12 protein-coding genes are annotated in these 12,340 nt (G+C 69.3%); 6 read left to right on the plus strand and 6 right to left on the minus strand.

Going from position 1 to position 12,340, the window contains the following annotated elements; translation table 11 throughout:
* Nucleotides 1-4 precede the first annotated feature (4 nt).
* Nucleotides 5-829, minus strand: a complete 825-nt coding sequence (locus BLT25_RS09260; protein WP_091044703.1) for a fumarylacetoacetate hydrolase family protein — start codon at nt 827-829, stop codon at nt 5-7.
* Complete coding sequence (locus BLT25_RS09265) at nt 829-1,983, minus strand: cupin domain-containing protein (protein ID WP_091046193.1); 1,155 nt, start codon at nt 1,981-1,983, stop codon at nt 829-831. Before BLT25_RS09265 ends, BLT25_RS09260 begins: the two co-directional genes overlap by 1 nt.
* 127 nt (nt 1,984-2,110) lie before the next feature.
* On the opposite strand from BLT25_RS09265, the gene BLT25_RS09270 reads away from it, so the two are divergent.
* Both BLT25_RS09270 and BLT25_RS09275 read left to right on the plus strand, forming a co-directional pair.
* A complete protein-coding gene (locus tag BLT25_RS09270) occupies nt 2,111-2,884 on the plus strand; it encodes an IclR family transcriptional regulator (protein ID WP_091044706.1) in 774 nt (257 codons plus the stop codon).
* A gap of 52 nt (nt 2,885-2,936) precedes the next feature.
* Nucleotides 2,937-3,749, plus strand: a complete 813-nt coding sequence (locus tag BLT25_RS09275) for a hypothetical protein (protein ID WP_091044708.1) — start codon at nt 2,937-2,939, stop codon at nt 3,747-3,749.
* Nucleotides 3,750-3,768: 19 nt separating this feature from the next.
* Here BLT25_RS09275 and BLT25_RS09280 read toward each other — a convergent pair whose 3' ends face one another.
* Nucleotides 3,769-4,677, minus strand: a complete 909-nt coding sequence (locus tag BLT25_RS09280) for a hypothetical protein (RefSeq protein WP_091044711.1) — start codon at nt 4,675-4,677, stop codon at nt 3,769-3,771.
* Nucleotides 4,678-5,061: 384 nt separating this feature from the next.
* On the opposite strand from BLT25_RS09280, the gene BLT25_RS09285 reads away from it, so the two are divergent.
* Nucleotides 5,062-5,934 carry a S1 family peptidase gene (locus BLT25_RS09285; RefSeq protein WP_091044714.1) on the plus strand — a complete coding sequence of 291 codons (873 nt, stop codon included), beginning with the start codon at nt 5,062-5,064 and terminating at the stop codon, nt 5,932-5,934.
* A 215-nt stretch (nt 5,935-6,149) separates the two neighbouring features.
* Nucleotides 6,150-7,031 (plus strand): S1 family peptidase, encoded by an 882-nt coding sequence (locus BLT25_RS09290; protein WP_091044717.1) that lies wholly within the window; start codon nt 6,150-6,152, stop codon nt 7,029-7,031.
* Nucleotides 7,032-7,170: 139 nt separating this feature from the next.
* On the opposite strand, the gene BLT25_RS09295 is transcribed toward BLT25_RS09290, so the two are convergent.
* The gene (locus BLT25_RS09295; RefSeq protein ID WP_091044720.1) at nt 7,171-8,370 is read right to left on the minus strand and encodes a glycosyltransferase; all 1,200 of its coding nucleotides are present in this window, start codon (nt 8,368-8,370) and stop codon (nt 7,171-7,173) included.
* Nucleotides 8,371-8,721: 351 nt separating this feature from the next.
* Between BLT25_RS09295 and BLT25_RS09300 the strand changes: the two genes are divergently transcribed.
* Nucleotides 8,722-9,552: a hypothetical protein gene (locus BLT25_RS09300; RefSeq protein WP_091044722.1), complete on the plus strand. Its 831-nt coding sequence runs from the start codon at nt 8,722-8,724 to the stop codon at nt 9,550-9,552.
* A 9-nt stretch (nt 9,553-9,561) separates the two neighbouring features.
* Here BLT25_RS09300 and BLT25_RS09305 read toward each other — a convergent pair whose 3' ends face one another.
* Nucleotides 9,562-10,455 carry a class I SAM-dependent methyltransferase gene (locus BLT25_RS09305; protein ID WP_256328522.1) on the minus strand — a complete coding sequence of 298 codons (894 nt, stop codon included), beginning with the start codon at nt 10,453-10,455 and terminating at the stop codon, nt 9,562-9,564.
* A 34-nt stretch (nt 10,456-10,489) separates the two neighbouring features.
* Between BLT25_RS09305 and BLT25_RS09310 the strand changes: the two genes are divergently transcribed.
* Nucleotides 10,490-11,221, plus strand: a complete 732-nt coding sequence (locus BLT25_RS09310) for a Fic family protein (RefSeq protein ID WP_091044725.1) — start codon at nt 10,490-10,492, stop codon at nt 11,219-11,221.
* A 272-nt stretch (nt 11,222-11,493) separates the two neighbouring features.
* On the opposite strand, the gene BLT25_RS09315 is transcribed toward BLT25_RS09310, so the two are convergent.
* Entirely contained in the window at nt 11,494-12,288 is a 795-nt protein-coding gene (locus BLT25_RS09315; protein ID WP_091044727.1) for an HAD family hydrolase, read from the minus strand.
* Nucleotides 12,289-12,340: the final 52 nt, after the last annotated feature.

A 12,340-nucleotide genomic window follows, 5' to 3' on the forward strand; every position in this document is an offset into this window, starting at 1 on the left:
GCGATCAGCCCTTCGCGATCGTGTTGGTGAGGGTGCCGATCCCCTCGACGGTGATCTCGACGGTCTCGCCGCCCCACAGGAACTCCTGCGGCGAGCGGGCGTGCCCGACCCCGCCGTTGGTGCCGGTGAGGATCAGGTCGCCGGGGCGGAGCGTGGTGATCGTGGAGACGTACCGCACCAGGGCGACCGGGTCGAAGAGCAGGTCGGAGGTGTTCGCGCTCTGCTTCTCGACGCCGTCGACGGTCAGCCGCGTGGCCAGCTCCGGGCGTACGCCGCCGGGCAGCTCGTCGGGGGTGACGACGTAGGGGCCGACCGGCGTGGTGGCCTCCCACATCTTGCCCTGCAGCCACTCGCGGGTGCGGAACTGCCAGTCGCGGACCGAGTAGTCGTTGGCGGCGGTGAAGCCGGCGATCGCGGCGACGGCCTGCTCCTCGTCCGCATGGCGCACGGTCGAGCCGATCACGATGGTCAGCTCGCACTCCCAGTCGAGCTGCTCGGTCTCGGCCGGCTTGGTCACCGGGTCGTTCGCGCCGGTCAGCGTGTCGGCGAACTTCGCGAACAGCACCGGGTACTCGGGCAGGTCACGGCCCATCTCCTCGATGTGGCTGCGGTAGTTGAGCCCCACGCAGACGACCTTGCTGGGCTGCAGGACGACCGGCGCGAAGTCGGCCGCCTCGACCGGGTAGGTCACCGAGCCGCCAGGCAGGTCGGGCGAACCAGCGGCCAGGTACGCGCCCAGGTCGGGGTAGCCGAGGTCGACGAGCTGATCGCCGTCGAGCCGGACCCCGCGGGTGCCGTCTGCGGTGCGGATGGTGGCGAACTTGGGCATCAGGAGTCCTTCTGGGTGCGGTTGAGCTGGAGTGCTTCGAAGACGGGTGCGTCGGAGAAGCGGAACAGGTCGAGTGCGCCGGAGTCCGAGTCCGACGCGCCCGCCTCGGATCTGGCCGAGAACGGCTCCCACGAGGGAACCACGAACAGGTCGCCGCGGGACACGGTCCAGGACTTCGTACCCACGGTGACGACGCCGGAGCCGTCGAAGACCTGGTAGACGCTGGACCCGGTCTCGCGCACGGGCGCGGTCTGGGCACCGGCGGTGATGCGGTGGAACTCGGCGCGCATCGTCGGCAGTACGTCCCCGCCGGTGGCCGGGTTGGTGTAGCGGACCGCCGCGTGGCCGGGCTCGACGGTGCCGCCGTAGCCCTCCTTCTCGAGCGCGAGCTGGTCGGCGAGGGCCCGGTCGGTGAACTCCCACTTGTACGAGAGCAGCGGGCTGCCGGGGGCGGTGTGCGCGACCGCGACGGGGGAGAGGCCGGGGTGGCCCCACAGCCGCTCGGAGCGGGAGAGGTCGGGCGTGGTCCGCTCGGTCTCGGAGATCTCGTCGCGGCCGAACTCGAAGAACTGGGACTCGGTGGCGTACTGGAACGGGATGTCGAGGCCGTCGATCCAGGCCATCGGCTCGGAGGTCGCGTTGTGGTGGGCGTGCATGTTCCAGCCGGCCTGGGGGAGGAAGTCGCCGCGGTTCATCGGCACCGCATCCCCGCCGACGACCGTCCACACGCCCGAGCCCTCGACGACGAAGCGGAAGGCGTGCTGGGTGTGGCGGTGCTCGGGAGCGTCCTCGCCGGGCATGAGGTACTGGATCGCGGCCCACAGCGTCGGTGTCGCGAACGGGCGGCCACCGAGGGACGGGTTGGCCAGCGCGATCGCGCGGCGCTCGCCGCCGCGGCCGACGGGCACGATCTCGCCGGCCTGCCCGGCCAGGCGGAGGAGGTTCTCCCACTTCCACAGGTGGGGGACGGCGCGGCTGCGCGGGTGGGCAGGCATCAGGTCGCCGATCTCGGTCCACAGCGGGACCAGGAGCTCCTGCTCGAAGCCGCGATAGAGGGCTTCGAGCGCGGGCGAGACGGCGGGCTGGTCCTCGGCCTCGACTGCCTTCAGCCTCACCGGCGAGGCGGATGTGGTGGGCGCGGGCGTGGTGTTCATGGTCACAGCGTGCTGGTTCCAGGCGTGAAAGAACCAATAATTCTGCCCTAAAGAACGACTGGCTCGGTCAATCTCCTGCGGAGCCGAGCGATAGGTGCTTGGTTTGGTGTGATCAGGAAGAGGTGGGATGGACAAGCCGCTCAAGACACGGCCCCCGTATGCGATCACCAGCGTCGACCACGCGCTCAAGCTGGCGGCGATCCTTCAGCTCGAAGGCCGCTTGACCGTTTCGGAGGCAGCGGCTCGGCTCGACGTGGCCCGCTCCACCGCCCACCGGCTGCTGGCGATGCTGGTCTACCGCGACTTCGCGGTCCAGGACGAGGACAAGGTCTACCGGGCCGGACCCGTGCTGGAGCTGGCCGCCCACTCCCGCTCGACCGCGTCTCGGCTCCGCCAGGTGGCGATGCCGCATCTGCAGCGCCTGGTCGACCTGCTCGGCGAGTCCGCCAACGTCGCCGTGCGCGCCGGTGACACCTGCCGCTTCATCGCCTCGGTCGAGTCGCCCCAGTCGCTCAAGGTCGGCTCCCGCGAGGGCATGGTCTTCCCCGCCCACCGCACCACCGCCGGCCTCCTGCTCCTGGCCCAGATCTCCGAGGACGAGCTCGCCTCGATCTACTCCCGGGAGAGGTACGCCGACCACCTGGCCGACCGCCCGGACGTCGAGGCGCTGCGTACCGAGCTCGAGCGCGTACGCCGCAACGGCTTCGCCTTCAACGACGGCCGCTCCGAGCGTGGCGTGGTCGCGGTCGGAGTCCCGGTCCGTGGTTCCGCGGGCGACGTCGTCGCCGGGATGTCGATCTCGATGCCCAGCGTCCGCTACGACAAGGAGTCCCTGCCGAGCGTCGTCGCCACCCTGATGTCCGGCGCAGCGGCTCTGGAGCGTGACCTGAGCCAGGGGTGATCTCCGTCAAGTTGGTGCCGGTAGCGTCGGTTCGCGAGTTAATCTGGGCCCAATGAGCGACACCCCGCCCTCCAGCGACACCCGAGGAACGAAACCGGCCCGCATCGACTGGCTCGCGACCACCGCGGGTGCCCTTGCTGCCGTCACATCGGCGGTGCTGCTCTCCACGCTCGGTGCCGTCGGCACCCTCGTCGGCGCGGCACTCGGCAGCGTCGCGGCGACGATCGGCACCAACCTCTACTCCCAGTGGCTCGCGAAGAGCCACGAGAAGGTGGTCAGCGTCCATGCCCTGGCCCGGTGGCGGTCTGCTGGGCTCGCCGGCGCACGGGCCGGCTCGGATCCTGTGTCCGATCCGGCTTCGGACTCCGTGGCCGAGGCGCCCGAGGTGGCCGGTGCGACCGGTGCGGCCGAGGGCGGCGACGCGGAGCCGATGTCGTCGTGGCGCGAGCGCCTCAAGGTGCTGCCCTGGAAGCGGATCGCCCTGCTCTCGCTGGCGATGTTCGTGGTCGTGGTCGCCGCGATCACGATCTTCGAGCTGCTGGCCGGGCGCAGTGTCAGCGCGATCGTGGGCGATGGCGACAGCAGCACGACGATCTCCCGGGTGACCGGTGGCGGTTCCGACAAGCGCGACGAGAAGAAGGGCGAGGACCCGTCGCCGGGCGCCACCGCGACTCCCGAGGAGTCCGCGAGCGCCGAGCCCTCGGAGTCGGCCGAGCCGTCCGAGACGGCAACGACGGAGGAGACGGACACGCCGAGCGCCGAGCCGTCGGCCTCGACCGGGTCGAGCACCTCGCCGTCGGCACAGCCGAACGAGGGTGGCGGCGTCTCGGCGGAGCCGTCGCCCACGGAAGAAGCCACGCCCTAGGCGACTCCGTGAGCCGGGCTCACATCCGGAAGAGGATCTCCGCGCCGAGGTCGGTGTTGCCGTAGGAGGTGTACTCCTTGCCCTGGGCCTCGGTGATGGCGTCGCTGGCCGTGACCATGGTGTAGACGACGTACTTCCCGTAGTCCTTCACCTTGAACCAGCCCTGGGTGTAGTCGGGCAGGGAGGCTTCCGCGGGCGGGATCACGTGCCGCGGCTCGATCTTCTTGGCGGCCTCGCCGGCGGCCTCGACGGTGCTGAAGTCGTAGATGAAGTGCGTCATCCGCAGGTTGCCCCGCTGAGCCTTGTACGAGACCCGCACGGCGTAGTCGCAGCCGAGGGTGCGGATCGCGGGCTTGAGCATCGCCTTGCAGCCGGAGTAGTCCTTGCCGCTCAGGTAGCGGGCCTTCAGGGTGACGTCGCCGTAGGTGAACTCCCAGGGGCGAGGGACGTCGGCCTTGGCGAGGTGTTCGGGGCCGATGGTCGAACGCGAGGTGGTGGCGCCGTCGCCGGGGTCGGCCGGGGAGCTGGTCTCGGGCCAGTCGGGCTTGCCGCTGGACTCACCGCTGACGTCGGCGCTTCCGCCGCCCTGGCTCGCCGACCCGCTCGGTGTCCTGCCGGCCGAGGCCGTGTCGCTGGCGGTCGGTGCTCCGGCGATCGTGGCAGCGTCGTCGCCGCGGGTGAAGAGGGCGTAGACGACCACCCCGCACACGACGACGAGCGCAAGGGAGACGGCGATGGTCAGGACCTGGCGCAGCGGCCCACCCTGGCCGGCTCGCTCCTTGCGGGCGTTGAACGCCGGTCGGTTGCCGCCCATCTCCTCGGAGAGCCCGATCAGGCGCTCGTTGTAGTCGAAAGGGGCAGGCTGCTTCTGCGGCTCCTCGTCAGGCGCGCCCGAACCGGGGGAGCCTGGGGGCGGCGGATACGGCATGGGGTTTGTCTACCATCTATCAACGGTCGCCACGCCGAAGGTGTGGAAGACGGACGAAATCCCGCCCGATTCCCCGCTCGGGCAGCGAGATGAACACGGATACCCACCGTACGCGGCCCGGGACCCGGGCACCTACAAGTTGGCAATGCTTACCCAATCCTCTGCTGTCGGCGCGGCGCCGAAAACCCTGCGGGATCGCGTGTTGCTGCATTGCAAGGATTCGATGAACGAGTCTTTGCAATGCAGATTCTTGGGGAATCGAATGTGGTGCGAGGCAAGGGAAAGAACACGAAACTCAGTTACCTGCCCCCGGTAAACAGCGAAACCCGTGGTTTCGGGGGCGGAAGCCCGCAACACGTGGGCCTTTCCCCCAGGAGGAGACGTATGAGGTTCGAACGCACCACCTTCCGTCCCCGCACGATCGCCGCGCTCGCCGCGGGTGTGGGTCTCGCGGCCTCCGCCGCCGTCGCCGTCCCGGCAGCCGCCGCGGACGCCGAGTTCAGCAAGGCCGAGGTCGCGTCGGTCAAGTCGGCCGTCGCCGAGTCCGCCCCGGTCGGCTCGTCGTGGTACACCGACCCGGCCACCAACAAGGTCGTGGTCACCGTCGACGAGACCGTCTCCAAGGCCGAGATCGCCGAGGTCAAGGAGGCCGCGGCCGAGAAGACCAGCCAGGGCGACCAGGCGGTCACGGTCAAGCACACCAAGGGCGAGTTCACCCCGCTCATCGGTGCCGGTGACGCCATCTACGGCGGCGGGTACCGCTGCTCGCTCGGCTTCAACGTCAAGGTCGGCGGAGCCGACTACTTCCTGACCGCGGGCCACTGCACCAACGACGTCTCGACCTGGTACGCCAACTCGTCGCAGAGCACGCTGCTCGGCTCGACCGCGGGCTCCAGCTTCCCGGGCAACGACTACGGCATCGTCCGTTACAACTCGACCATCTCGAAGTCCGGTGGCTTCACCGCGGGCACCGCTCGGGTCGGTCAGAGCGTCACCCGCGACGGCTCGACCACCGGTGTCCACACCGGCACGGTGACGGCGGTCAACGCCAGCGTCCGCTACGCCGAGGGCACCGTCAGCGGCCTGATCCAGACCAACGTGTGCGCCGAGCCCGGTGACTCCGGCGGCGCTCTCTACTCCGGTTCGACCGCGCTGGGTCTGACCTCCGGCGGCAGCGGCAACTGCAGCTCCGGTGGAACGACCTTCTTCCAGCCGGTGACCGAGGCGCTCAGCGTGTACGGCGCCACCATCTACTGATCAATCACAGGTACGCCGCGGGGCGAGGTGGTTTGAGCCACTTTGCTCCGCGGCGTACGAATTTTGGTCGAACTGCGAAAGTTTTTTGCCGACGACTGGCCGTTGGGGTGTCGACAACGACATACTCACAGTGATCGTGTTCGGGCACATCGCGGTGGTCGTGCACGTGGCGCGCGCTACCGGGGCGGGCGCCTGGGTCGTCCCAGGAGGAACGCATGAGGTTCACCAGGTCACGCAGCCGTCTGCTCGCAGCAGCGGTCGGTCTAGGGCTGGCGGCTACCGCCATGGCCATGCCGGCGGTCGCCGAGCCCGCGGAGACCGCGGAGACCGGGGTGGGCGCCAAGAGGTTGGCCGCCGCCTACGCAGCCGTCGACGCCGCGGTCAACAGATCCGCGCTGTCGGGCATCGCCTGGTACACCGACGAGGCCACCGGAAAGGTGGTCGTGACCGCGGACTCCACCGTCCCCGCGTCCGCGCTGAGCAGGTTGACCGAGACCGTCGGCGCCGCTGCCGACGCGGTCACCATCAAGCGTGCCAAAGGCGAGTTCAAGCCGTTCCTCGGCGCCGGCGACGCGATCTACGGGTCGGGCTTCCGGTGTTCGGTCGGCTTCAACGTACGCAGCGGCGGCACCCACTACTTCCTCACCGCCGGCCACTGCGCCGAAGAGGTGGGGACGTGGTACACCAACTCCGGCCGGACCACCCGGATCGGGCCGACGGTGAAGTCGAGCTTCCCGGGTAACGACTACGCGCTGGTGCGTTACGACAACACCTCGCTGACCCACCAGGGCGGCTACTCCGTCGGTGATGCCCGCGTCGGCCAGCGGGTCACCCGCGACGGCTCGTCCACCGGCGTGCACTCCGGCCGGGTCGAGGCGCTCGACGTCTCGGTCCGCTACCGCGATTCAGGCACCGTCCGCGGCATGATCCAGACCGACATCTGTGCCGAGTCGGGCGACTCCGGAGGCCCCCTCTACGCCGGCTCGACGGCACTCGGGATCACCTCGGGCGGCTCCGGTGACTGCGAATCGGGCGGCACCACCTTCTTCCAGCCCGTCCGCGAGGCCGTCAACGCCTACGACGTACGCCTCTACTGACTCGCCACGCTGGTCGAGCCGCCGGAGCCGCTAGGCGGAGGCGTGTCGAGACCAACACGGTCCCGCCCGCGCTCGGGGGCCGTGTTGGTCTCGACACCGGCTCGCTGGCGCTCGCCGGGCTCGACCAACAGTGGTGAGCTCAGACCGCGAGCGGGATGACGGCTGCGTCGGCGGAGTCCTTGATGAGCCGGGCGTACGCATCGAAGAGCCGCTGCTCGGAGAGGCGCTGCCGGTTGCGGAAGATGCGCTCGAAGTGCTCCTCGCGCTGGGCGAAGGCGGCCTTCCAGGACTCGGCCATCTCGGCCGGGTCGAAGCTCGAGACCAGGCGGATGTCGCCGACCATCGCCGGAGCGTCGCCGACCGGCGTGGTCACCGGGACCGCGCCGCAGGCCATCCCCTCGAGCAGGCACAGCGGGGCGGCCTCGCCGAACGCCGAGGTGAGCGTGATCAGGTCGGCGGCGTTGTAGAGCGGAGCCATCTGGCTCTGGATCCCGAGGGCGTGGAGGTTGGTCTCCAGCGCCGGCCACGCGCCGAGCTCCTCGGTGATGAGCTCGGCGAAGGCCGGGTTGTCCGAGGTCATCCCGGCGCCGCACATGACGAGGTGGGCGTCGGGGTGCTCCTGGACGAACCGGCGCGCGGCCCGGACGAAGAGCGGGATGTTCTTCATCTCGTCGAAGCGGGCCGCGATCATCACGACCGGTTCCTCGCCGCTCACCCCGAGCTCGGCGCGTTTGCTCGCCCGCAGCTCGGCATCGGTGCGGAACTTGTGGAGGTCCACGCCGTTCGGGAAGACCGGAAGTCGTTCGAGGGGGATCCCGGTCGCCTCGTGGTAGGCCCGCTGGGTCGACTCCGCGCAGCACACCGCCGCGGTCAGCAGTCCGGCGCGGTCGAGGTCGATGAGCTCCTGTACGCCTGCCCCCTGGTGCTCCGGGTCGGAGCGGTGCAGCGCGGTGATCAGTGGGGTGCCCGAGGTGCCGACCCTGCCCAGCACCGTGAGCGGCTGCTCCTTGAGGGAGAGCACCACGTCGGCCTTCGCCACCGACTGCGCCACGCGCCTGAGCTGGCTGGTGGTGATCGGGCCCGTCGGCGTACGTCTCAGCGCCCGCACCGGCACGCCGGCCGAGGTCAGGCGGCGGTAGGAGTTGTCGGAGGAGATCCGCTGGGCGGTGAACTCGCGCTGTACGCGGTCGCTGAGGCTCAGCACGCTGTGTCGCTGAGGCGTGGTGGCGTCGAGCGCGCGGACGACTGCGGTGTGCAGGATCCGGGCTCCACCGGCGAAGAAACCTTCGTACAGGGAGAGGACGGACGGGCCGTCCTCGAGATACGTCACGGTGGACATGTCGACCTCACTTTTTCCGCAGGAGGCATCGCCCGAGCGGTGATGGTGGTGGGGCTACGGCAGAGATATGCGGCTTCGTCCGGACGCTAACGCGTCCGTGGGCGCATCCCAAGGCGTCGTCGGCTCGGGGCGAAGGATTTCACTTGATCGTCATCTTCACGCGCGCATCGTAGGGAGCGACGGAGGATTTATCGAAACCGGCGGGGATCCGGGCTCGATTTACGTTATCCGATGTGGCGTACGTCACGCTACGCGTTCACCGACATTGTTCCGTGAACGATTGGCGCGGGTCTCGGACGCGCTGCCGAATAGGGCCGCTAGGGGTGGCTGGATCCCGCTACCTTCAGGTGTATGACGACCGAGGTGACGACGTACCGCTATGTCCGTTTCGCTCTGTGCTGTCTGCTCGCGGGACTCGCGATCTCAGTGGGTGCCGAGACGATCGCGAGCGGGGAGTGGCAGACCTCCATCTCGTCCTACTACTACACCCCGGCGGGGCCGGTCTTCACCGCGGTGCTGTGTTCGCTGGGCGTGTGTCTGGTGGTGCTGCGGGGCTACACCGACGCGGAGGACACCGCGCTCAACCTCGCCGGGCTCTCGGCGCCGATGGTCGGCTTCGTGCCCACGCCCGAGATCGGGCAGCAGATCGACAAGGCAGCCATCGTCAACAACGCCTGGAGCTATCTGGCGGTGATGGCGATCGGCTGGGTGGTCGTGCTGATCTTCGGGCTCCGCAAGCGCGCCGCCGCCGGGGCCTGGCCCTCGCGCTGGGGTGCCGTCGGCCTGGTCTCCGTCGCGGGGGCGTGGGTTGTCGGGGTGGGCTGGCTGCTGATCGACCAGGAGAGCTTCGCGACGAAGGCGCACGGGCTGGCCGCGATCTTCACCTTCACGCCGTTCGCTCTGGCGGTCGTGCTCAACACCGACTGGGGCGTGCGGAAGATCGCGCGAGAGGCCGACAAGGCGCGTACGCGGCTGGACAAGACCTACTGGGCGCTGGTCGTGGCGATGGTCGTGCTGCTGGTGGCCGGCATCGTGCTGGGCCTGACCGGCTGGACGTACTGGCTGCTGGCGACCGAGGTCTCGCTGCTGGTCTGCTTCACGATCTTCTGGGTCATCCAGAGCTTCGACCTGATCGATCCCCAGCGCGACGCGCTCACCACGCGCCCGCGGACAGTGCTTTGATCGCGGGACTCACCGGAAGTCGATGAGCAGGTCGTCGTCGCCGTTCTCGGGGTCGGTGATGACGCGAGGCAGGCGTACGGCGGTGTCGGTGCGCTTGGCCAGCGGCACCTTCGGCTCCGCTTCCTCGTCCGTCTCGACGACCTCGACGGTGTGCTTGATCTGCGCGTGCGGGAGCACCTGCGCACGCCAGGCGTGGCAGTTGTAGGGCAGCTGCATGCCGTCCATGCCGCGGCCGTAGCCGTTGTAGAAGGCCAGCACCTCGCGCCGCTTCTGCTCCTGGGCCTCCGGCTCGAGGGTGGCGATGTTGGAGCGCGACTGGACCAGGTCCTGGATGGAGTGGCGGTCGACGACCTGCCAGTGCCGGAAGGCCTGGGCCTCGACCGCGGAGAAGAGCCCGGAGTCGTCGAGGATCGGGGTCGGGTCGAAGCCGCCGTCGTGCTTGCCGATCAGCTTGCCCAGCTTGCGCACCCAGGGGATCCGCTCGTCACGCTCGTTCTGGACCACGGCGAGCCGTCCGTCCGTACGCAGCACCCGCCCGATCTCCGCCAGCGCCTTGCCATGGTCGAACCAGTGGAACGCCTGGCCCACGACGACCACGTCGTAGAGGCTGTCGCCGATCGGGATCTGCTCGGCGGTGCCGCTGGTGGCGCGTACGTCCGGGAGCTTCTCGGAGAGGATGTCGAGCATCGCGTCGTCCGGGTCGGTCGCGAAGACGTCGTGGCCGAGGCCGACCAGCACCTCGGTGAGCTTGCCGGTGCCTGCCCCGAGCTCGAGGACCGAGCACGGCTCCTCGCCGACCAGCCACTTCACCGCATCGACCGGGTAGGACGGGCGCCCGCGGTCATAGCTGTCCGCCACGCCACCGAAGGAGCGCGCCGGATCGGGGTTGGCTGGGTCCGTCATCTCGGTCAGGGTAACGCGCGCTTAAGGTTGACGCGTGAAGGACGATCCGCTTGCCCGGTTGGTGTCGCTCGAAGGTGTGGCCTCGGGCTTCGCCGCAGCTCGTGACGGTATCGACGTGATGCTGCGTGACCGGGGACTGCGGCGTACGTCTCCGGAGACCACCGCCGAGTCATTGCTGCGCGGTGCGCACGCCTCGGCCGTGCTGGAAGGGTCTTCGTCGTCCTTGGGTGAGGTCCGCGCCTCCGGTGGGGACGCGATCGCGCAGGACGCGGTGCGGCTCTCGACCGAGCTTCTCTCGCTGGTGCCGGTGGTGAAGAACGCGCCGCTGCAGGCGTTCGCGCGGCTGCACGCGCTGGCGGCTGCGGGGTCGCTGGACGCTGAGGAGCTGGGCCGTCCGCGCTCTGCCGAGTCGGCCGAGCGGTTGCGGCGTCTCTCCGATCTGCTGCTCGCCCCGACGTCCGCGCCGGCGCTGGTCGTGGCGGCGTTCGTGCACGCCGATCTGGCGACTGCCGCTCCGTTCGCGTCCCACAACGGTCTGGTCGCGCGTGCCGCAGAGCGGCTCATCCTGGTCGCGCGCGGCGTGGACGAGAAGTCGCTGGTCGTGCCGGAGGCCGGCCATCTGGCGCTGCGCGCCGCCTACGAGTCGAACCTGCGTGGCTTCCGCGAGGGTGGTCAGGCGGGGGCGCACTCGTGGCTGCTCTACGCGGCCGAGGCGTTCGCCGCCGGAGCCGAAGCCTCGCCGCTACGCCTGGACGCGGCCGAGTAGAAGGTGCAAAAGCAGGTGGCACCCGGTGGGTTGTGAGCACCGGGTGCCACCGCTGACACGAGTGTTTCTGGTTACCAAGCGTGCAAGGTCTGGTCACTGCGTCGGGATTTCTCCCCGGCTACAGCACCCCATCAGATGGGTGGATCGCCGCGTGGGTGCCTGTCACTCGTGTGCGTCTTGTTACACCTCTGTTTCTACGCTGATCGGCGACCAGATTCAAGGCTGGAAATTCTGCAGGATGAGGAGGATGATGACGCTTCTGCAGAATCGGCTCAGGCGCCGAGGCGACGGCGCTTCGTGCCCGCCCAGATGACGCCGCCGGCGATCGCGACGGCGCCCCCGACGGCCAGCGCGGCCAGGGTCGGCGTGGACGGGGTCAGCACCCGGCTGCGCAGCGCTACCGGCTTGTTGAAGACCAGGATGTCCCAGCCGCGTTCCTTGGCCGCCTTGCGGAGGTCCTTGTCGGGATTGACCGCGAACGCGTGCCCGACCTCCTCCAGCATGGGGATGTCGGTGACGGAGTCGGAGTAGGCGTACGACTGCTCTAGGTCGTAGCCGAAGCGCTCGGCCAGCTGCTGGACCGCGCGGGCCTTCTCCTCGCGGTAGGCGTAGAGCGCGATCTCGCCGGTGTAGCGGCCGTCCTCGATCTCCATCTGGGTGGCGACCACGTGGTCGGCGCCGAGCATCGCGCCGATCGGCTCGACCAGCTCGGTGCCGGAGGCGGAGACGATGATGACGTCGTGGCCCTGTGCGTGGTGCTGCTCGATGAGCTGCACGGCCTCCTCGTAGACGAGCGGGTCGACCACGTTGTGGAGGGTGTCGGCGACGATCTCCTTGACGGTCGCGACGTCCCATCCGGTGACCATCTCGGAGAGCGCCTTGCGCATCTTCTCCATCTGGTCGTGGTCGGCACCGCCGACGACGTAGACGAACTGCGTGTAGGCCGAGCGGATCATGGCCGCACGGGTGATCAGGCCGCCGGCCTGGAAGTGCTTGGAGAACGCAAGCGTGCTCGACCTCGCGATGATCGTCTTGTCGAGGTCGAAGAACGCAGCGATGCGTGTCATGGCCACATCGTAGACGGCCGCTGGGCGGGCCGATCACCATCCACAGGGCGGG

This window comes from Nocardioides sp. YR527, from assembly GCF_900101045.1.
Classification (GTDB): Bacteria; Actinomycetota; Actinomycetes; order Propionibacteriales; family Nocardioidaceae; genus Nocardioides.

Coding starts and splice junctions, on each gene's coding strand:
- BLT25_RS09260 (WP_091044703.1), bottom strand. CDS start 829: ATGCCCAAGTTCGCCACCATCCGCACCGCAGACGGCACCCGCGGGGTC.
- BLT25_RS09265 (WP_091046193.1), bottom strand. CDS start 1,983: ATGAACACCACGCCCGCGCCCACCACATCCGCCTCGCCGGTGAGGCTG.
- BLT25_RS09270 (WP_091044706.1), top strand. CDS start 2,111: ATGGACAAGCCGCTCAAGACACGGCCCCCGTATGCGATCACCAGCGTC.
- BLT25_RS09275 (WP_091044708.1), top strand. CDS start 2,937: ATGAGCGACACCCCGCCCTCCAGCGACACCCGAGGAACGAAACCGGCC.
- BLT25_RS09280 (WP_091044711.1), bottom strand. CDS start 4,677: ATGCCGTATCCGCCGCCCCCAGGCTCCCCCGGTTCGGGCGCGCCTGAC.
- BLT25_RS09285 (WP_091044714.1), top strand. CDS start 5,062: ATGAGGTTCGAACGCACCACCTTCCGTCCCCGCACGATCGCCGCGCTC.
- BLT25_RS09290 (WP_091044717.1), top strand. CDS start 6,150: ATGAGGTTCACCAGGTCACGCAGCCGTCTGCTCGCAGCAGCGGTCGGT.
- BLT25_RS09295 (WP_091044720.1), bottom strand. CDS start 8,370: ATGTCCACCGTGACGTATCTCGAGGACGGCCCGTCCGTCCTCTCCCTG.
- BLT25_RS09300 (WP_091044722.1), top strand. CDS start 8,722: ATGACGACCGAGGTGACGACGTACCGCTATGTCCGTTTCGCTCTGTGC.
- BLT25_RS09305 (WP_256328522.1), bottom strand. CDS start 10,455: ATGACGGACCCAGCCAACCCCGATCCGGCGCGCTCCTTCGGTGGCGTG.
- BLT25_RS09315 (WP_091044727.1), bottom strand. CDS start 12,288: ATGACACGCATCGCTGCGTTCTTCGACCTCGACAAGACGATCATCGCG.